This is a genomic window from Eggerthella guodeyinii (assembly GCF_009834925.2).
Classification (GTDB): domain Bacteria; phylum Actinomycetota; class Coriobacteriia; order Coriobacteriales; family Eggerthellaceae; genus Eggerthella; species Eggerthella guodeyinii.
Genome location: NZ_CP063310.1, coordinates 2,789,470 through 2,808,146, shown reverse-complemented (window position 1 = coordinate 2,808,146; position 18,677 = coordinate 2,789,470). Strand labels below are relative to the sequence as shown.

Below are 18,677 nucleotides of genomic sequence, written 5' to 3'. Positions count from 1 at the left end.
CCATGGGCAAGACCTGTACCGAACTGTTCGCAGGTATCGACTGCACCATCCTCGGCAACGCCGACGACGAGGTGAGCGGTATCGCCTACCGCAGCGATCGGGTGCAACCCGGCGACGCGTTCTTCTGCGTGGTGGGCATGACCTCGGACGGGCACTCGTTCGCCCAGGACGCCATCGACCGCGGCGCGAAGGTGCTCGTGGTGCAGCGCAAGGTCTACCTCGCCGACGCCACCGACGTCACCGAGATCGTGGTGAAGGACACCCGCAAGGCCATGGCGGCCGCCGCGGCGAACTTCTACGACCATCCTTCCCAGAACCTCGCGCTCGTGGGCATCACGGGCACGAACGGCAAGACCACCACCACCTACCTCGTGGAGCACATCGCGCGCGTGGCGGGCAAGCGCACGGGCGTCATCGGCACCGTGGGCATCCGCATCGGCGACGCGGCCGAGAAGTCGGCCCACACCACGCCGGAATCGCCCGACCTGCAGCAGCTGTTCGCGCGCATGCGCGACGCACGCTGCGACGTGGTGGCCATGGAGGTGAGCTCGCACGCGCTCGACCTCGACCGCACGTGGGACACCGCGTTCGCCGTCACGGCGTTCTCCAACCTGACGCAGGACCACCTCGACTACCATCACACGTTCGAGGCCTACTTCGAGGCGAAGGCGCGCCTGTTCTCGAAGGACTACCCGGCCAAGCGCGTGATCTGCATCGACGACAAGTGGGGCAAGGAGCTGCTGCGCCGCTGCTCGGTGGCCGAGGACAGCGTGGTCACGACGGGCTTCGACCCGTCCGCCCAGATCCATCCCGTGGACGTGCAGTACGCGCCCACGCACACCACCGTCACGCTCGACGTGCGCGGAAGCCTCCACACGTTCGACTACCCGCTCGTGGGCAGGTTCAACGTCGAGAACATCATGTGCGCGTTCGGCATCGGCCTGCAGCTGGGCTTCCCGGCCGGCGTCATCGTCGAGGCGCTCGAGGAAGCGCCGCAGATCCCCGGCCGCCTGGAGCGCGTGAGCGCACCGAACACGGGCGGCGTGTCGGTGTTCGTGGACTACGCCCACACCCCCGACGCGCTGGAGAAGGCGCTCGCGTCCATCATGGCGCTCACCCCCGGCCGCACCATCTGCGTGTTCGGCTGCGGCGGCGATCGCGACGCCAGCAAGCGCCCCATCATGGGCCGCGCCGCGCTGGCGGCCGACCATGCCGTGGTGACGTCGGACAACCCGCGCACCGAGGACCCGCAGGCCATCATCGAGGACATCGTGAGCGGCATGGGCTCGGGCGCCGACCGCTTCGAGGTGGAGGCCGACCGCCGCGCCGCCATCGCGCGGGCCATCGCGCAGGCGAAGGCGGGCGACTCGATCCTCATCGCGGGCAAGGGCCACGAGGACTACCAGCTGGTGGGCGATCAGGTGCTCAGCTTCGACGACCGCATCGTGGCCGCCGAGGAACTCGAGCGCTCGTTCGGCTCCGAGCCGGCCGCAGAGTAAGGACGGCCCATGCGTTTGAACGCGAAGCAGATAGCCGCATGCACGGGGGGCTCGTTCGTGGTCGAGCCGCTCGATGCGCGGGCGCTCGTCACCGGCCTCACCTGGGATTCGCGCGACGCGCGCGCGGGCGACGTGTACGTCGCGCTGCCGGGCGAGCGCGTGGACGGCCACGACTTCATCGGCGCGGCCCTGCGCGGCGGTGCCGTCTGCGCGCTCGTCATGCAGCCGCTCGACGAGGCTGTGCGCGTGCTGGCGACCGAGCTGGGCGCGTGCATCATCGAGGTGCCCGACACGGCCCATGCCGTGGCCGATATCGCGGCCGAGTGGCGCGGGCACCTGCACGGGCGCGTGATCGCGCTGACGGGCTCGACGGGCAAGACCACCACGAAGAACCTCGTGCGCGACGTGCTGGCCAGCACGCTAACGGTTGTGGCCACGGCCGGCAACCAGAACAACGAGCTGGGTGTTCCCAAGACGCTGCTCGCCGCCGAGCAGGACACGCAGGCGGTGGTGGTGGAGATGGGCATGCGCGGCGCGGGGCAGCTGGCCGACCTGTGCGACTACGTGCGCCCCGACTGGGGCCTCGTGGTGAACGTGGGCGAGAGCCACATCGAGCTGCTGGGCAGCCGCGAGAACATCGCGCACGCCAAGGCCGAGCTTCTGTGCGCGCTGCCGGAGGGCACGGGACGGGCGTTCGTGAACGCCGACGACGACTACGCCGATTTCGTGCGCGAGCACGCGCGCCTCGACGCGCGCCGCGTGGAAACCGTGCTGTTCGACGGTTCCGCCGCCGCGGCCGAGCGCCGCGCGGGCGCCGACGCGGCGCGCCCCGCCGTGTGGGCCGAGCAGGTGGAGCTCGACGAGCAGGGCCGTCCGCGCTTCGAGCTGCACGCCGTCGGTTTCGACGGCGCCGACGGCGCGGAGGAGGGGGCTCCGTGCGCGCTCACGCTGCGCGGCCTGCACAACGTGTCGAACGCATGCGCCGCGGCCGCCGTCGGGCGCGCCTGCGGCATCCCGCTCGCCGTCTGCGCCGACGCGCTCGCGCACGCCGAGCCCGAGGCCGGCCGCCAGGAAGTGGTGCGCGCGCGCGGCGGGTTCACCGTGGTGAACGACGCCTACAACGCGAACCCCGACTCGATGCGCGCGTCGCTTGCGACGTTCTGCGCGCTCGACGTGCCGGGCAAGCACGTGGCCGTGCTCGGCGACATGGGGGAGCTGGGCAGCTACGCGCCGGCCTGCCATGCGGGCATCGGCACGTTCGCCGCCACGCTGCCGCTCGATCGGCTCGTGTGCGTGGGCGAGCTGTCCCTGCACATCGCCGACGCGGCAGAGCGCGCCGGCATGGAGCCCGACCGCATCGTGCGCGCGGGCTCGCTTTCTGAAGTGTTCGGCGATTTGGACACCTGCGTCGAGCCCGGCGATGCCGTGCTGGTGAAGGCATCGCATTTCATGGGTCTCGAACGCGTGGTCGAAGGACTGGTCAATTAACTATGTTTACGGTATTCAACCAATATCCGACGTTTCTCGTATTCCTCGCCATCGTGTTCGCCATGGTGGTGACCATGGTGCTCACGCCGCTGTGGATCAAGTTCCTCAAGTCGAGCCACATCGGCCAGCAGGTGCGCGCCGACGGCCCCGAGAGCCACCTCGTGAAGCAGGGCACGCCCACCATGGGCGGCGTCATCATGCTGATCGCGGTCATCGCGGCGGCGCTGTTCATCGGCATGCCCACGCCCGAGACGTTCGTGCTGCTGGCGGCCACCGTGCTCACGGGCCTGCTCGGCCTCATCGACGACGCGTCGAAGGTGGTGAAGGAGCGCTCGCTCGGCCTCACCCCGAAGGCGAAGATCGTGGGGCAGGTGGCCATCGCCACCGCGTTCGTGCTCGTGGCCGTGAACTGGCTGGGCATCGAGCCCACCGTGGAGATCCCCTTCGTCGTCACGCTCGACTTCGGCATCCTGACGACGGTGGTTCCCCTCGGCGACGGCATCGCCATCCCCTGGCTGTATCTGCTGTTCATGAACATCCTGCTCGTCGGCATGTGCAACGCCGTGAACCTCACCGACGGCCTCGACGGCCTGGCGGCGGGCACGGTGATGATCGTCATGATCGTCATGGCGGCCATCGCGTACCGCTCCGATTTGCTGGAGCCCGCCATCTTCGCCGCGGCGCTCGCGGGCGCGTGCATCGGCTTTCTGTGGTTCAACTCGTTCCCGGCCGACATCTTCATGGGCGACACCGGGTCGCTCGCGCTCGGCATGGCGCTGGGCTGCCTGGCCGTGCTCACGAAGACCGAGTTCGTGTCGCTCATCATCGGCGGCCTGTTCGTGGCCGAGGCCCTGTCCGTCATGATCCAGGTGTTCTACTACAAGAAGACGAAGAAGCGCATCTTCCTCATGGCGCCTCTGCACCACCACTTCGAGAAGAAGGGCTGGAGCGAGACGAAGGTGGTCGTGCGCTTCTGGATCATCTCCGGCGTGCTGGCCGCGACGGGCTTCTCGCTGTACTTCGCCGAGACCCTCATGGCGGTGGCGTAAGCCATGGCGTCGCGGGAGCTCATAGCGAATCGCAAGCACGCGCCGCACCATCTGGGGCGCGTGCTCGTTTTGGGTCTGGGCAAGAGCGGGCGCGCCGCGACGGCGTACCTGCTGCCGCTCGTGGGCGATCGCGTGGACGCGCTGGCCATCGCGGCCGGCGCGCACACCGCGGCCTCCGAGGGGTTCGTGGCCGAGGCGCGCGCGGCCGGCGCGCTCGTGGCGTTCGAGGACGACGCCGTGGGCGTTCTGGCGGACGCGGCGGGCGGGTCGTTCGACCTGTGCATCGCGAGCCCCGGCATCTCGCAGTTCTCGGCGTTCTACGAGGCGGCCGCGGCCGTGTCGGCCGAGGTGATCAGCGAGGTGGAGTTCGCCTGGCGCGAGAGCGCCGCGGACAGCCGCTGGGTGGCCGTGACGGGCACGAACGGCAAGACGACGGCCTGCGCGCTCGCCGCGCACGTGCTGGCGGGGGCGGGGCTCGCCGCCGCTGCCGTGGGCAACATCGGCGACCCGTGCATCGAGGCCGTGGCCGCGGGGCGCACGGACGTCTACGTGGCCGAGGTGTCGTCCTACCAGCTGGCCTCCACGGCGCGCTTCGCGCCGAACGTGGCCGTGCTGCTGAACATCACGCCCGACCACCTGCATTGGCATCGCAGCTTCGAGGCGTACCGCGACGCGAAGCTCAAGCTGCTGGCGAACCTGGACGGCGTGCCGGGAGCCGTGGCGGTGCTCGACGCGACGAACGACGTCGTGCGCGCCGAGGTGCGCCGCCTGCGCGCCCTGGACGCCGACGAGCGCGGCTTCGCGTACGTGCCGATGGGCACGGCGGCGGGCCTCGGCGGCGACATGCGCGCCGCGTGCGGCAGCGACAACGCCGCGTTTCTCGACGCCGACGGCACGCTGCGCGTGGCGCTGGGCGGGACGGAATATACCGCGGGGCGCGCCGCCGAATTGCAGATCAAGGGCGAGCACAACGCCTCGAACGCGCTGGCCGTGGCGGCCGCCGCGCTCGCGCTGGGCGTGGACGCCCGCGACGTGGCCGCGCACCTGCGCTCGTTCAAGCCGCTCGAGCACCGCATCGAGCCCTGCGGCACCGTCGGCGGCGTCCGCTGCTACAATGATTCCAAGGCCACGAACGTCGATGCGACGCTCAAGGCCCTCGCCGCGTTTCCCGAGACGCGCCCCGTCGTGCTGCTGGGCGGCGACGACAAGGGCACCGACCTCGCGCCGCTCGTCGCGGCCGCGCACGCGCATGCGCGCGCCGTCGTGTGCTTCGGCGCGGCGGGCCCGCGCTTCGCCGCGGCGTTCGAAGCGGCGCGCGAGCAGGCTCCGGCGGGGTTCGCCGTGGCCCGCGCGGAGCATCTCGCCGACGCGCTCGACGCGGGCCTCGCGCAGGCCTCGGCGGGCGACGTCGTGCTGCTGTCCCCGGCCTGCGCCTCCTTCGACGAGTTCGGCTCGTTCGAGGAGCGCGGCAGCGCCTTCAAGACGCTCGTGGCCGACGCGGCCGCCGCGCTCGGCGCGTAGCGGGCTGCCATGGCTACCCAACGCGACAGGCAGGGCGCACCCGCCCACATCATGGGACCGCGGATCATCCTTCTGCTGTCGGTGCTCGCCCTCATGCTCATCGGCTTCGTGATGATCTACTCCACCTCGGCGGTCATCACCCTGGCGAAGGCCGGCAGCGAGGCGGTCGATCCGATGGGCGAAACCCTCAACCAGATCAAGTTCGCCGTGGCGGGCGTCGTCATCGCGGCGATCATCTGGAAGCTCGTGCCGGTGTCGCTGTGGCGCAGCAACGCGGTGTGGGCCATCTGGGCCGTGGCGTTCGCGCTGCTCGTGGTCACGGCCGTGGCGGGCGTGGGCGACGAGGAATGGGGCGCGCGCCGCTGGCTCATGATCGGCTCGGCCAGCCTCCAGGCCTCGGAGTTCGCGAAGATCGCGCTCGTGCTGGTGGCGGCGCGGCTGTTCTCGGACTTCCGCGAGGGGCAGTACTCCGTGTGGGTGTTCTTCGCGCTCGTGGGCCTGCTCGTGCTGGCCCCGGTACTCATCATCTTGGGTCCGCAGTCCGACCTGGGCACGGCCATGATCTGCGTCGTGGGCATCCTCGCGGTCATGTGGCTGGGCGAGGTGCCGCTGCGCACGATGCTCATCGTGATCGCCGTGGTGGTGGCGCTCGGCCTCGTGGGCATCTTCGGCTCGTCGTACCGCCGCGACCGCCTCATGGTGTTCATGAACCCGTGGAACGACGGCGAGGGCGGCTTCGGCACGGGCTACCAGCTCATCCACTCGCTGTACGCGCTGTCCGGCGGCGGCCTGTTCGGGGTCGGCCTCGGCAACTCGCACGAGAAGTACCTGTACCTCACCCAGGCGGACACCGACTTCATCTTCGCCATCATCGGCGAGGAGCTGGGGCTCGTGGGCGCCGCGGTGGTCATCGCGCTGTTCCTGCTGTTCCTGTACGCGGGCACCCGCATCGCGCAGTCGTCGCCCGACAACTTCGGCACCATGGTGGCGGGCGGCTGCACCATCATGATCGCGTTCCAAGCGTTCCTCAACATCGCCATGGTCATCGGCTGGTTCCCCGTGGTGGGCAAGCCGCTGCCGTTCATCTCGTCGGGCGGCTCGTCGCTCGTGGCCATGCTCATCATGGTGGGCATCATCCTGTCGGTATCGCGCGGCGCCGAGGCGCCGAGCATCTACGATCGCCGACGCGCCGACCTGCGCGTCGTGCGCGCGACGAACGACGCCCCGCCGCCGAGGCGCGGCGAGCGCTCGTCGTCGAGCAGGGGTAGGAGGTAGCACTATGCTGGTCGTTCTTTCCGGCGGCGGGACCGCCGGCCACATCAACCCGGCGCTCGCCTTGGCGGACGTGCTCGAGGAGCGCGGCTGCGAGGTGCGCTTCGCCGGCACGCCCACGGGCGTGGAGGCGCGGCTCGTGGGCGAGGCGGGCATCCCGTTCACGCCGTTCGAGGCCCAGGGCTTCAACCGCAACCATCCGCTGACGCTGCCGAAGGCCGTGCTCACCATCCAGAAGAGCACGGGCCTCGCGCGCCGATGGTTCGACGAGATCGAGCCCGACGTGGTGGTGGGCTTCGGCGGCTACGTGTGCATTCCCGTGGCGCGCGCCGCCGAGCAGCGCGGCATCCCCGTGGTGGTGCACGAGCAGAACTCGGTCATGGGCATGGCGAACAAGTACCTCGCGAAGCGGGCCGCCGCCGTGTGCCTCACCTACGAGCACGCCGCCGAGGCGCTGCCCGACAAGAGCCGCGTCCGGGTGACCGGCAACCCCGTGCGCGCGAGCGTGTTCTCCGCCACGCGCGAGCAGGGCCGCGCGCGCTTCGGCGTGCCCGCGGACGCGCGCATGCTGCTGGTGACGGGCGGCAGCCTGGGCGCGCGGCACCTCAACCGGGCCGTCGCGGCGCTCAAGGACGAGCTTCTGGCCTACGACGACCTGCACATCGTGCAGGTGACGGGCCCCAAGGAGCTCGACGCCGTGCGCGCGCAGCTGGCGCTCGCGCCCGAGCAGGAGGCGCGCTGGCAGCTGCTGGGCTACACCGACCACATGGGCGACGCCATGGCCGCGGCCGACGTCGTCGTGTCGCGCGCCGGCGCCACGTCGCTCGCCGAGATATCGGCCCGCGCGTTGCCCGCGCTGCTCGTGCCGTTCCCCTTCGCCACGGAGGACCACCAGACCACGAACGCGCAGGCGTGCGTGGAGGCGGGGGCTGCCTACCTCGTGGCCGACGCCGACGTGGAGGGGCCCGCGTTCGCGCAGAAGCTGCGCGAGCTCATCGAGGACGAAGGCCTCCGCGCGCGCATGGCCGCCGCGGCGCGCGCGCAGAAGACGCGCGATGCGGCGGGGCTTCTGGCCGACGCGGTCATGGAAGCGGCCCGCGCGCAGCGCTGAGCGCGGGCGCGATAGGGTACAATAGCGGTTCGCAGTACAGGAGAGAGACCGAGGACGCACTATGGACACCATGCACATCGATCAGGTACATTTCATCGGCGTCGGCGGCGTCGGCATGAGCGGCATCGCGCGCGTCGCGTTCGACCAGGGCATGCGCGTGAGCGGCACCGACCTCAAGGAGAGCCGCTACACCAAGCAGCTGCGCGAGGCGGGCATCGACGTGCACATCGGCCACGACCCGGCGAACATCCCCGCCGGCGACCCCGTGATCGTCGTGTCCACCGCCATCCTCGACAACAACCCCGAGCTCGCCGCCGCCAAGGCGCGCGGCCTGACCATCTGGCATCGCGCGCAGATGCTCGCGCATTTGGGCGTGGGCCTCGAGACGCTCGCGGTGGCCGGCACGCACGGCAAGACCACCACGTCGTCCATGCTGGCCAGCGTGCTCGACGGCATGGGGGAGGACCCGACGTTCCTCATCGGCGGCATCGTGCGGGCCTACGGCACGAACGCGCACTCGGGCACGGGCGCGCACTACGTGGTGGAGGCCGACGAGAGCGACAAGTCGTTCATGCACCTGGCGCCGCGCGCCGTGCTCGTGACGAACATCGAGGCGGACCACCTCGACCACTACCGCGACCTCGACGAGATCTACGAGAAGTTCGCCTCGTTCATCGGCTCGGTTCCCGACGACGGGGGCGTCGTCGTGGCCTGCGGCGAGGACGAGGAGCTCGTGCGCGTGGCCCGCGCCTCGGGCAAGCGCCTGTTCACCTACGGCTTCAACGACGCGTGCGACCTGCGCATCAGCGCGTACGCGCCGAACGGCGTGGGCAGCGACTTCGCGCTCGCGCTGCCCGACGGGAGCGTCGTGCAGGCGCGCATCAAGCAGAACCCGGGCCGCCACAACGTGCTGAACGCCGCCGGCGTCATCGGCCTTCTGTGGGCGCTCGGCTACGACCCGGCCCAGGCCGCGGCCGCGCTGGCCGACTTCGCCGGCGTGAAGCGCCGCTTCGACCTCGTGGGCGAGGCCGCCGGCGTCACCGTGGTCGACGACTACGCGCACCATCCCACCGAGATCGCCGCCACCATCGAGGCCGCGTCGCATCTGGGCTTCGCGCACGTGCACGTGCTGTTCCAGCCGCATCGCTACTCCCGTGCGCCGCTGTTCACCGAGGTGCTCAAGGACGACTTCGGCCGGGCGTTCGACGCGGCCGACGCGGTCACGTTCATGGACGTGTACCCGGCGGGCGAGGCGCCCGTTCCCGGCGTGTCGGGCAAGACGTTCCTCAACGTGGTGCTCGACCATGCGGGCCATCCCGAGGCGGCCTACGTGCCGCGCCGCATCGAGGTGGTGCCGTACCTCGCCGGCAAGCTGGGCGAAGGCGACCTGCTGATCACCATGGGAGCCGGCGACGTGACCGCCATCGGACCGCAGCTCATCGACGCGCTTTCGCAGACGGGCGCCGCCGTGCCCGCCGCCGCATCGGCTGCGACGCGACAGCAGGCGTGATGCGGCGATGACCGCGCGCCATACCTCGCCGCTCGAGGCGCTGCTCGTCGACGACGCGTTCGAGGGCGACGTGTACCCGTCCGAGCCCATGGCCCGGCACACCATGTACCGCATCGGCGGGCCCGCGCGCTTCTACGTGCAGGTGGCCTCCGTCGGCGCGCTCAAACGGCTCGTCACGGTGTGCGAGACGGGCGGCGTGCCGTGGGTGGCCATCGGCCGGGGCAGCAACCTGCTCGTCGCCGACGAGGGATTCCCCGGCGTCGTCATCACGCTCGGGCGCGATTTCCGCACGTGCCGCTACGACGAGGACACGCACAGCTTCTGCGTGGGAGCGGGCGTGCCGTTGTCGTCGGTGGTGCAGGAGGCGTTCCGCCGCTCGCTGGCGGGCTTCGAGTTCGCCGTGGGCACGCCGGGCACCGTGGGCGGCGCGCTGCGCATGAACGCGGGCTCGCGCGACGAGTGGATCGGCTCGCGCGTGGTGTCGGTGACCACGCTGTCGCCCGAAGCGGGGCTCGTGCGCCGCGACGGCGACCAGATCGCGTGGGGCTACCGTTCCAGCTCGTTCGCCGAGGACGAAGTGATCGTCGAATGCGAACTTTCCGTAGAGCCTGCCGACCCGTTCTTCATCCGCGGTAAGATGGAGGCCTCGCACGCGCGGCGCAAGAAGACGCAACCGCTGTCGCTGCCGTCGTGCGGAAGCGTGTTCCGCAACCCCGAGGGCGCCCAGGTGGGCGCGCTCATAGAAGAAGCCGGGCTCAAGGGCCTGGCCATCGGCGGCGCAAGCGTGTCGGACGTGCATGCGAACTTCATCGTGAACACGGGCAACGCCACCGCGCGCGACGTGATAGAACTGATCAACCTGGTCAAGGCAAAGGTGTACGAGACGTATGGCATCGAATTACAACCGGAAGTCCGCTTCCTCGGGTTCGCGTAAAGCGACCTCCCGCAGCAGCCGCGCTTCCGGCTCGGCCGGCAGGAGCGCACGGCCCGCGAGCGCCGCGCCGCGCTCGTCCGCGCGCGGCGGCATGCCGCGCAGCTCCACGCCGCGCTCGTCGACGCCTGGCACCTACCGCGCCATGCCCGGCGGCCAGCTGCCGCAGCGCCGCGCGAGCCAGGGCCGCCCGTCGCTGTCGTCGGTGCGCGTGGGCGACCTCGACCGCGCCGAGCGCTCGTCGCGGGCGCAGAAAACCTACCGGCGCTACCTCGTGCGCATCGGCATCATCGCGGCGTGCGTGCTCGCGGTGGTCGTCGGCGGCTTCGCCGTGTACTATTCCAGCCTGTTCACCATCGAGAACGTCTCGGTCACCGGCGTGGAGCACCTCACGGCCACCGACATGTCGGAGCTGGCCAGCGTGCCCGCCGGCACCACGCTGCTGCGCGTGGACGCCGCCGGCATCCGCGACCGGCTGCTCCAGGACGCCTGGGTGGAGGACGTGTCGGTGAACCGCGTGTTCCCGAACACGCTCGAGCTGGCCGTCACCGAGCGCACCATCGCGGCGGTGGTGGACGTGCCCACCGAGAACGCCGAGTCGACGCAGGCGTGGGCCATCGCGTCGGACGGCATGTGGCTCATGCCCATCCCCGACCAGAACTCCGAGGCCGGCAAGCGGACGAGCCCGAAGGTGTACGAGGACGCCGCCACCGTGCTGCATATCACCGACGTGCCCTACGGCACGCGGCCCGAGGTGGGCGCGTACTGCTCGGACGCCAGCGTGAGCAACGCGCTGGACATCGTGGCCGGCATGACCACCGAGCTGGCGGGACAGGTGAAGAAGGTCGCGGCCACCGAGACCGAGTCCACCACGCTCACGCTGGAAAGCGGCGTGGAGATCGTGTTCGGCACGGCGGAGAACATCCGCGACAAAGAGCGCGTCTGCCTCGAGATCATGGAAGAGCATCCCGACGGCCTCGCCTACATCAACGTGCGCGTGGTGGACCGTCCCACCTGGAGGGCGCTCTAAGGTTTGCTCGCTGGGGTGCGATCAGGTGGCATCTTGGTGGTATTGCCGATGAAGACGGCGCTTCGTATTGGCCCGTATAAAGCGAATGACGTATTATATTTCGAGCTACGACGTTATCAGAGAGGCAAATCATGGCGAAGATCGAGGGTTTTCGAGTCAAAAACTTTCAAACATTGAAAGACGTTACGCTCGGCCGTTTATGGAATCAGCGCGAGTCGGCCCCTCTTACGCCGATGACTGCGGTCATCGGCAAAAATGGGGTTGGCAAAAGCACCCTGTTTGATGCCTTTGGGTTTTTGGCTGACTGTCTCAAGTCTGGCGTCGAAGAGGCATGTGACACACGTGGGCGGGGCGGGTTCTCGAGGATCCTCTCTCAAGGGGAAAGCGGTCCGATCGAGTTCGAAGTCTACTATAAGGAAGACGGCAATGCTCGTCCAATTACATATGAGCTTGCAATCGATGTTGATTCGACGGGAAGACCATACGTTCAAAAAGAGCGCCTCAGGCAGCGAAGAAAGGGTCAAAAATTCGGTCATCCGTTTTCGTTTCTGATCTTAGACGAGGGCAAAGGGGTCGTTTGGAAAGGAGAGCAAGAGGGCTATCAGATCGACGAATCCGAGGGCAAATTCGATCTTAAGAGCCTTATGGATTCAATCGGAGACGAAGAAGAATCGAAAGAGACCGAAGTCGTTGAATTGGAGGATCGGCGCAAGCTTGGAATAGCAACGCTCGGCTCTTTGAAGCAACATCCTCGCATTTCTAGATTTCGGATATTCATCGAAGGTTGGTATCTCAGCTACTTTACCCCCGACGCAGCGCGCAGTCTTCCTCTTGCGGGGCCCCAGAAGCACCTGAACACGCATGGAGACAATCTCGGTAACGTTGTTCAGTACATGGAACGCGAGCATCCGAAAAACTTCCGTAACATTTTGAAGGCAATTGCCAGCAAGATCCCCGGTGTGGACGGAATCGACACCGAGCTGACAAACGATGGACGTCTGCTGCTTCGATTCAACGACAGGGGATTTAGGGATCCCTTTTACGCACAGCAGATGTCAGATGGCACGCTCAAGGTGTTCGCCTATCTTCTGCTTCTGGAAGATCCCACGCCGCCGCCTTTTTTGTGTATCGAGGAGCCGGAAAACGGCTTATACCACAAACTGCTCGAGTCTTTGGCGGTGGAGTTTCGAGAGCATGCAACGGGCCGGAAGGGCGGCTCGCAGGTGTTCGTCACGACCCATCAACCGTATTTCGTCGACGCTATGGAGCCAGGCGAGGTTTGGATACTTGAGAAGGGCTGCGATGGATTCTCCACGGTTCGCAGGGCGAGCGACGATCCGCTGGTTATGAGCTTAGTGGCCGAAGGTCTGCCACTGGGCGGTCTCTGGTACAGCGACTACCTCGATGCGAGGTGAGCAGATTGCATTTTGAAATCTTGGTGGAAGACCAATCTGGTAAAAGAGCCCTAGACATTCTCGTTCCGAAGATCATCGGTGAAAAGCATACTTTCAGGGTGATCTCTTATAAAAGCGTTGGCCAGATTCCTGCTAATCTGAAAGGAAAAACCGATCCTCAGAAACGAATTCTACTCGACAGGGTGCCTCGTCTGCTTCGTGGATATGCGGAAGCATATGCTGATCGGCAAGAGTTTTACCCCATTGCGATTATCGTGATTTGCGATCTCGACAAAAGGTGCCTGAGTTCATTCAAGCGGGAGCTTCTGGCGATTGAATGCGATTCGCGGCTAAGAAGAGAGTTTTGCATCGCAATCGAAGAAGGTGAAGCGTGGTTTCTTGGGGATATTCCTGCTATTAAAAAGGCATTTCCGCATGCAAAAGACCCCGTTTTGAACGCCTATGCGAATGATTCGATTTGCGGAACATGGGAAAAGCTCGCCGACGCCGTTTACGCTGGAGGATCGGGCGCGCTTTCGAAGAAAGGAGGGCGGGCTATCGGATTCGAGAAGTCTGTTTGGGCCGAGCAGATAAGCCCGTATATGGACAAATCAAACAACTGTTCGCCGAGTTTTTGCTATTTTAGGGATACAATTTCCGGTATTGCCGAGCAAACTGCATGATGACTCCTGTCGCTGGTATATTGTGAACGTACGGTTTTCATTACCGCAGCGTAATTTGCAAATGGTTACGCATCGTGTACAATAACCGCACGTGAACTGTGCCCACGAAGGGAAACGCAGCATTTGAAAACGCAGCAGGTGTGGAGGATACAATGCCAAACAAGATAGGTTCCGAGCATTTGGCGGTCATCAAGGTCGTCGGCGTCGGTGGCGGCGGCACGAATGCCGTGAACCGCATGGTCGAAGCGGGCGTGCGAGGAGTCGAGTTCATAGCCGTCAACACGGACCGGCAGGCTCTGCTCATGTCGGATGCCGACAAGACGATCCACATCGGCGAAGAGCTGACGCGCGGCCTCGGCGCCGGCGCGAACCCCGAAGTGGGCTGCCAGGCGGCCGAAGAGAGCCGCGCGGAGATCCGCGAGGCGCTCGCCGAGGCGGACATGGTGTTCGTCACGGCCGGCGAGGGCGGCGGAACCGGCACGGGCGCGGCGCCCATCATCGCGGAGATCGCCCGCGAGGAAATCGGCGCGCTGACGGTGGGTATCGTCACCAAGCCGTTCTCCTTCGAGGGGCGCACCCGCCGCAACCAGGCCGATCAGGGCATCGACCTGCTGTCTCAGAAGGTCGACACGCTCATCGTCATCCCGAACGACCGCCTGCTCGAGATCGTCGACAAGAAGACGAGCATGCTCGACGCGTTCCGCATCGCCGACGACACGCTGCGCCAGGGAATCCAGGGCGTGACGGACCTCATCACCATCCCGGGCCTCATCAACCTCGACTTCGCCGACATCCGCACCGTCATGAAGGACGCCGGTACCGCCATGATGGGCATCGGCCTGTCCTCCGGCGAGAACCGCGCCCTCGACGCGGCGCAGCAAGCCACGAACTCCAACCTGCTCGAGGCGTCCATCGCGGGCGCGTCGCGCGTGCTGTTCTCCATCGCCGGCGGCCCCGACCTCACGCTCACCGAGGTGGACGCGGCCGCGCGCACGGTGGAAGCCTGCGCCGACGAGAGCGCCAACATCATCTACGGCCAGATCATCGACGAGTCGATGCAGGACCAGGTGCGCATCACGGTGATCGCCACGGGTTTTAAGATGGGTTCTTCGCAACAGTCCTCCATGGACTTCTCGCGCAAGGACCTGTTCGCCTCCACGACGGCGCCCGAGCCGATGCCCTCCGCTCCTCCCGTGACGTTCTCCACGACTTCGCGCGACGGCCGCTTCGCCGACGAGGACTACATCCCCGACTTCCTGAAGCGCCAGCGGTAAGGAGCGGTCGCTTGATGGTCGCGACCCGACAACTGCCCATCCCGAAGATGACCGCGCGCCGATTCGGCGCGCGTTGTCTTCCTGCGCTCACCGACGACGCCCTGTACGAGCGCACGGGCGTGCGCATCGCGTTCACCGGGCGCGAAGGCGGGGTGAGCGAGGGCCCGTACGCCGCGCTCAACCTGGGAAACCATGTGGGCGACGACGCCGAAGCCGTCGAGCGCAACCGCGCGCTCGTGCTGGAGGCGCTCGACGCGGCCGACGTGCCGCTCGTGGTGCCGAGCCAGGTGCACGGCGACGAGGTGGTGGAGCTCGACGACGCGTCGCCGGAGGCGCTGGCCGCCGCGCGCGATGCGGCGCGCGCCGGGGCGGACGCCCTCGTCGCGCACGTGGCGAACGTGGCGGCGCTGCTGTGCTTCGCCGACTGCGTGCCCGTGATCGTCGTGTCGCCCACGGGCCGCTTCGCGGTGGCGCACGCCGGATGGCGCGGCGTGGAGAGCGGCGTGGCCGCGAAGGCCGTCCGCGCGCTCGCGCGTGTCGACGCCGCCGAGCTGGGGCCGGATGCCGCAGGCGGCTACAACGTGTACGTGGGCCCGCATATCCACGCATCCTGCTTCGAGACGGGCGCCGACGTGCGCAAGCGCTTCGAGGACCGCTTCGGGTCCTCCTGCATCCCCGACGAGCGCCATGTCGACCTGCTCGAGGCGCTGACGATCGGCCTCGAGGAGGCCGGCGTCGACCGCGCGCGCGTGGCCGACGCGGGGGCGTGCACGGTGTGTTCGAGCGACGAGTACTTCTCGTACCGCGCCTCGGGCGGCACGTGCGGTCGCCATGGCGCGGTGGCGTTTCGGAAGGTGAGGTGATCGACATGGGATTCAAGGAGCGCTACGAGCGCACGATCGCCGAGGCGGCCGCCTGCTGCGAGGCGTGCGGGCGCGATCCGCGCGACGTGGTCGTGGTGGCGGTGTCGAAGACGGTGGGACCCGACGAGGTGGCCGAGGCCATCGACGCCGGCGCGCACGACTTCGGCGAGAACCGCCCGGACTCCCTCGAGGAGAAGCGTGCGCGCTTCCCTCAGCAGACCTGGCATTTCATCGGCAACATCCAATCGCGCCGCATCCCCGACATCGTGCGCGACGCGACGCTCGTGCATTCGCTGCACCAGCAGCGCCACGTGCCGAAGTTCGACGCCGCGGCCGCGGCTGCGGGCAAGGTCCAGGACGTGCTGCTCGAGGTGAACGTGTCGGGCGAAGAGAGCAAGAGCGGCCTTGCGCCGAGCGAGGTCGCCGACATGCTGGCATACTGCGCGGGCTTTCCGCACGTGCGCGTGCGCGGCCTCATGACGATGGCGCCGCAGGGCGACGCGCAGCGCGCCCGCGCGTGCTTCGCGGACCTGGCCCGTTTGCGGGACGACCTGCGGCGCGGCCTCGACGCCGACCGAGCCGCGGTATTCGATGAGCTTTCTATGGGTATGAGCGAAGACTGGCATGAGGCGATAGCCGAGGGCGCTACCATAGTGCGCATCGGGCGAGCCCTGTTCGACGACGCTTTCGAGGGCATCGCGCGCGCGTGAGAGCGCGGCGCGGCCATGACGCTGAACGCAGCGGCGGCTGGACCGCCGGATAAGAAACGAAGCAGGTGAACGGTATGGAGCTGCCAAAGATCAAGAAATCGGAGCACGGAATGCTCGAGGGAATCAAATCGAAACTCGGTTTCGCCGACGCCAACCAGCAGTACGACGACGGCTACTACGACGAGGGATTCGACGACTACAACGAGGAGTACGGCGAGTACGGCCCCGACTACAACGAGGACGATTTCCCCGCCGACGACGCGCCCGGCTCGCGCTACGAGCCCTACGCACCCGTGACGTCGCGCCCCGCACGCGCCTCGCACGGGCGCTCTTCGGCGCGCGGCTCGTCCGTGACGCCGCCGAAGCTCGTGTCCATCGACGACGTGCGCGCGCACACCCAGGTGCCCGAGAGCCTCAACCGCGATCCGCTGCCGCCGCGCCGCGTGACCGCGGCTTCGAGCGGCTCCTACCGCGGCGACCGCACCATGGTGGACGCGGCGCAGCCCGCGCCGGCGAACACGCCCATCGCGCGCGCGACCGCCGCGGCGAACCGCGAGCGCTCGGAGAGCCTGAACTCGCTGTTCACCTCCACGTCTGACGACACGCTGGGCTCGATGCCCCCCATCTCGGGCGGCTCCGTGCAAACGACCACCACCGCCTCCGGCGCCACCGTGGCCACCGCCACGGCCACGACCACCGCGTTCGACCCGTTCGACGCCTACGCGGGCACGGGCGCCGCGAAGCACAACCCCTCCCGCTCGGTCACCGTGCTCAAGCCGGCCAGCTACAGCGAGGTGGAACGCATCGCGAAGGCGCTCAAGGCGGGCGACGTCGTGGTGCTCGCGCTGCGCAACACGCCCGACAACCTGTCGAAGCGCATCCTCGACTTCTCGTTCGGCGTGTCGAGCGCCCTCGACGCCAGCGTGGACTGCGTGGCCGACAAGGTGTTCGCCATCTCGCGCGGAGCGGCGCTCACCGACGCCGAGCGCATGAGCCTGCGCGGGCAGGGCGTGCTGTGATTCCTCATTCGATTGTCGCCGGCGCGGCCGCGGCCGTCCGACGTTCTAAGGAGCAAAACGCATGTTGAGCATCAAATACCTTATCGTGTCGCTTGCCGACGCGTACAGTATGGTGCTGTTCGTCTACGTGCTCATGTCGTGGTTTCCCACGGATCGGGGCATCTTGGCGGACATCAACCGGGTACTGGGCAAAGTGTGCGACCCGTACCTCAACCTATTCAGGAAGCTGATACCCCCGCTTGGAGGTATGGTGGACGTTACGCCCATCATTGCGCTGCTTGTATTACAATTAGGAGTACGTTTACTGATAAACTTGTTTTAATGCGTAGAATCATGTTCGCACGCGAACAAGACGAAGGGACTACAGATGGCTATCACCTCGGCTGAGATACACAACCAGAGCTTCTCGATCGACCGGAAGGGCTACGACGTCGACGAAGTCGACGTGTTCCTCGAGCATGTCGCCGACGAGATCGACGGCATGAACGCCCAGATCTCCCAGCTCGAGAACCAGCTGGACGACCGCAAGTTCGACGGCTTCGATACGCCGGCTCGCGTCGAGGCTCCCGCCGTCGTGGTGGACGACGCCGCGCTGGCCGAGAAGGACGAGCGCATCGCCGACCTTGAGCGCCAGCTCGAGGCGAAGAAGGCCGACGACAACGCCATCGCCCAGGCCCTCATCATCGCGCAGCGCTCTGCCGACGAGATCATCGCGAACGCGAACGCCCAGGCCGCGGCCACCATCAAGGACGCCGAGGACGAAGGCACGCGCATTGTCGACAAGGCCGAGGCCGAGCGCCAGAAGGTGCTCGACGCCATCAAGAAGCTCGAGGACGACCGCGAGGACGTGCGCGAGGACTACAAGGACCTGCTCACCGACTTCATCGGCGATGCCACGCGCAAGCTGGCCGAGATCGGCGGCTCGGTATCCGCCCCCGCGCCGGTCAGCGCCCATGCGCGCACGATCGACGTGGTGGAGGCCAGCGCCACGGGCCGCGTGACGGCTCCGGCCCAGGCTCCCATCAACCGCGACGGCGCCGGCGCGTACTCCGTGCCCCAGGCGACGGGCGCCGTGGTGGCCGCCCCGGCCACGCCGATGCCCTCGGGCGTCGAGAAGGACCTGTCCGGCTTCGGCGATGCCGACGATGCCTTCGAGTTCGAGGAAATCGACTAACGCAGCCGCAGGCTCGAGCGTCGCGTGCTCGGCAACGACGAACGCGCCCCCTCCCGGGGGCGCGTTTTTTTGCGCGTAGGAAGGGGTGCCGGCGCGCGCGATTGCCCTCCCGCGCGTAGGGATTTCCCCGATTTTTGTCGCTATCTTCT

At 67.6% G+C, this 18,677-nt stretch carries 17 protein-coding genes; all 17 read left to right on the top strand.

The window, feature by feature from the left end:
* Positions 1–2 precede the first annotated feature (2 nt).
* Positions 3–1,499: a UDP-N-acetylmuramoyl-L-alanyl-D-glutamate--2,6-diaminopimelate ligase gene (locus GS424_RS11890; protein ID WP_160942804.1), complete on the top strand. Its 1,497-nt coding sequence runs from the start codon at positions 3–5 to the stop codon at positions 1,497–1,499.
* A 9-nt stretch (positions 1,500–1,508) separates the two neighbouring features.
* Positions 1,509–2,987, top strand: coding sequence for a UDP-N-acetylmuramoyl-tripeptide--D-alanyl-D-alanine ligase (locus GS424_RS11885; protein WP_160942805.1), 1,479 nt, complete (start codon positions 1,509–1,511; stop codon positions 2,985–2,987).
* Positions 2,988–2,989: 2 nt separating this feature from the next.
* Entirely contained in the window at positions 2,990–4,036 is a 1,047-nt protein-coding gene (gene mraY, locus GS424_RS11880; RefSeq protein ID WP_154333860.1) for a phospho-N-acetylmuramoyl-pentapeptide-transferase, read from the top strand.
* Between the two features lie 3 nt (positions 4,037–4,039).
* Positions 4,040–5,557 (top strand): UDP-N-acetylmuramoyl-L-alanine--D-glutamate ligase, encoded by a 1,518-nt coding sequence (murD, locus tag GS424_RS11875; protein ID WP_160942806.1) that lies wholly within the window; start codon positions 4,040–4,042, stop codon positions 5,555–5,557.
* Between the two features lie 9 nt (positions 5,558–5,566).
* Positions 5,567–6,832: an FtsW/RodA/SpoVE family cell cycle protein gene (locus GS424_RS11870; RefSeq protein ID WP_160942807.1), complete on the top strand. Its 1,266-nt coding sequence runs from the start codon at positions 5,567–5,569 to the stop codon at positions 6,830–6,832.
* Between the two features lie 4 nt (positions 6,833–6,836).
* Entirely contained in the window at positions 6,837–7,940 is a 1,104-nt protein-coding gene (murG, locus tag GS424_RS11865; protein WP_160942808.1) for an undecaprenyldiphospho-muramoylpentapeptide beta-N-acetylglucosaminyltransferase, read from the top strand.
* A gap of 61 nt (positions 7,941–8,001) precedes the next feature.
* Positions 8,002–9,450: a UDP-N-acetylmuramate--L-alanine ligase gene (murC, locus tag GS424_RS11860; protein ID WP_160942809.1), complete on the top strand. Its 1,449-nt coding sequence runs from the start codon at positions 8,002–8,004 to the stop codon at positions 9,448–9,450.
* Positions 9,451–9,457: 7 nt separating this feature from the next.
* A complete protein-coding gene (gene murB / locus GS424_RS11855; RefSeq protein WP_160942810.1) occupies positions 9,458–10,384 on the top strand; it encodes a UDP-N-acetylmuramate dehydrogenase in 927 nt (308 codons plus the stop codon).
* Positions 10,338–11,411: a cell division protein FtsQ/DivIB gene (locus GS424_RS11850; protein ID WP_160942811.1), complete on the top strand. Its 1,074-nt coding sequence runs from the start codon at positions 10,338–10,340 to the stop codon at positions 11,409–11,411. The genes murB and GS424_RS11850 overlap by 47 nt, the downstream gene beginning before the upstream one ends.
* A gap of 131 nt (positions 11,412–11,542) precedes the next feature.
* Entirely contained in the window at positions 11,543–12,826 is a 1,284-nt protein-coding gene (locus GS424_RS11845) for an AAA family ATPase (protein ID WP_160942812.1), read from the top strand.
* Positions 12,827–12,831: 5 nt separating this feature from the next.
* Entirely contained in the window at positions 12,832–13,488 is a 657-nt protein-coding gene (locus tag GS424_RS11840) for a DUF4276 family protein (protein WP_160942813.1), read from the top strand.
* Positions 13,489–13,640: 152 nt separating this feature from the next.
* Positions 13,641–14,762: a cell division protein FtsZ gene (ftsZ, locus tag GS424_RS11835; protein ID WP_160942814.1), complete on the top strand. Its 1,122-nt coding sequence runs from the start codon at positions 13,641–13,643 to the stop codon at positions 14,760–14,762.
* 14 nt (positions 14,763–14,776) lie between these two features.
* Entirely contained in the window at positions 14,777–15,625 is an 849-nt protein-coding gene (locus GS424_RS11830; RefSeq protein ID WP_160942851.1) for a purine nucleoside phosphorylase YfiH/LACC1 family protein, read from the top strand.
* A 5-nt stretch (positions 15,626–15,630) separates the two neighbouring features.
* Positions 15,631–16,335, top strand: a complete 705-nt coding sequence (locus GS424_RS11825) for a YggS family pyridoxal phosphate-dependent enzyme (RefSeq protein WP_160942815.1) — start codon at positions 15,631–15,633, stop codon at positions 16,333–16,335.
* A 74-nt stretch (positions 16,336–16,409) separates the two neighbouring features.
* A complete protein-coding gene (locus GS424_RS11820; RefSeq protein ID WP_160942816.1) occupies positions 16,410–17,354 on the top strand; it encodes a cell division protein SepF in 945 nt (314 codons plus the stop codon).
* 61 nt (positions 17,355–17,415) lie between these two features.
* Positions 17,416–17,676: a YggT family protein gene (locus GS424_RS11815; RefSeq protein ID WP_154333874.1), complete on the top strand. Its 261-nt coding sequence runs from the start codon at positions 17,416–17,418 to the stop codon at positions 17,674–17,676.
* Positions 17,677–17,721: 45 nt separating this feature from the next.
* Entirely contained in the window at positions 17,722–18,528 is an 807-nt protein-coding gene (locus GS424_RS11810) for a DivIVA domain-containing protein (protein ID WP_160942817.1), read from the top strand.
* Positions 18,529–18,677 lie beyond the last annotated feature (149 nt).

What these genes read in the sequence shown, in the direction of transcription:
- GS424_RS11815 (WP_154333874.1), top strand. Translation starts at nt 17,416, where the DNA reads ATGTTGAGCATCAAATACCTTATCGTGTCGCTTGCCGACGCGTACAGT.
- GS424_RS11870 (WP_160942807.1), top strand. Translation starts at nt 5,567, where the DNA reads ATGGCTACCCAACGCGACAGGCAGGGCGCACCCGCCCACATCATGGGA.
- GS424_RS11890 (WP_160942804.1), top strand. Translation starts at nt 3, where the DNA reads ATGGGCAAGACCTGTACCGAACTGTTCGCAGGTATCGACTGCACCATC.
- murC (WP_160942809.1), top strand. Translation starts at nt 8,002, where the DNA reads ATGGACACCATGCACATCGATCAGGTACATTTCATCGGCGTCGGCGGC.
- GS424_RS11820 (WP_160942816.1), top strand. Translation starts at nt 16,410, where the DNA reads ATGGAGCTGCCAAAGATCAAGAAATCGGAGCACGGAATGCTCGAGGGA.
- GS424_RS11850 (WP_160942811.1), top strand. Translation starts at nt 10,338, where the DNA reads ATGGCATCGAATTACAACCGGAAGTCCGCTTCCTCGGGTTCGCGTAAA.
- murG (WP_160942808.1), top strand. Translation starts at nt 6,837, where the DNA reads ATGCTGGTCGTTCTTTCCGGCGGCGGGACCGCCGGCCACATCAACCCG.
- GS424_RS11885 (WP_160942805.1), top strand. Translation starts at nt 1,509, where the DNA reads ATGCGTTTGAACGCGAAGCAGATAGCCGCATGCACGGGGGGCTCGTTC.
- murB (WP_160942810.1), top strand. Translation starts at nt 9,458, where the DNA reads ATGACCGCGCGCCATACCTCGCCGCTCGAGGCGCTGCTCGTCGACGAC.
- GS424_RS11810 (WP_160942817.1), top strand. Translation starts at nt 17,722, where the DNA reads ATGGCTATCACCTCGGCTGAGATACACAACCAGAGCTTCTCGATCGAC.
- GS424_RS11845 (WP_160942812.1), top strand. Translation starts at nt 11,543, where the DNA reads ATGGCGAAGATCGAGGGTTTTCGAGTCAAAAACTTTCAAACATTGAAA.
- GS424_RS11825 (WP_160942815.1), top strand. Translation starts at nt 15,631, where the DNA reads ATGGGATTCAAGGAGCGCTACGAGCGCACGATCGCCGAGGCGGCCGCC.
- murD (WP_160942806.1), top strand. Translation starts at nt 4,040, where the DNA reads ATGGCGTCGCGGGAGCTCATAGCGAATCGCAAGCACGCGCCGCACCAT.
- mraY (WP_154333860.1), top strand. Translation starts at nt 2,990, where the DNA reads ATGTTTACGGTATTCAACCAATATCCGACGTTTCTCGTATTCCTCGCC.
- GS424_RS11830 (WP_160942851.1), top strand. Translation starts at nt 14,777, where the DNA reads ATGGTCGCGACCCGACAACTGCCCATCCCGAAGATGACCGCGCGCCGA.
- ftsZ (WP_160942814.1), top strand. Translation starts at nt 13,641, where the DNA reads ATGCCAAACAAGATAGGTTCCGAGCATTTGGCGGTCATCAAGGTCGTC.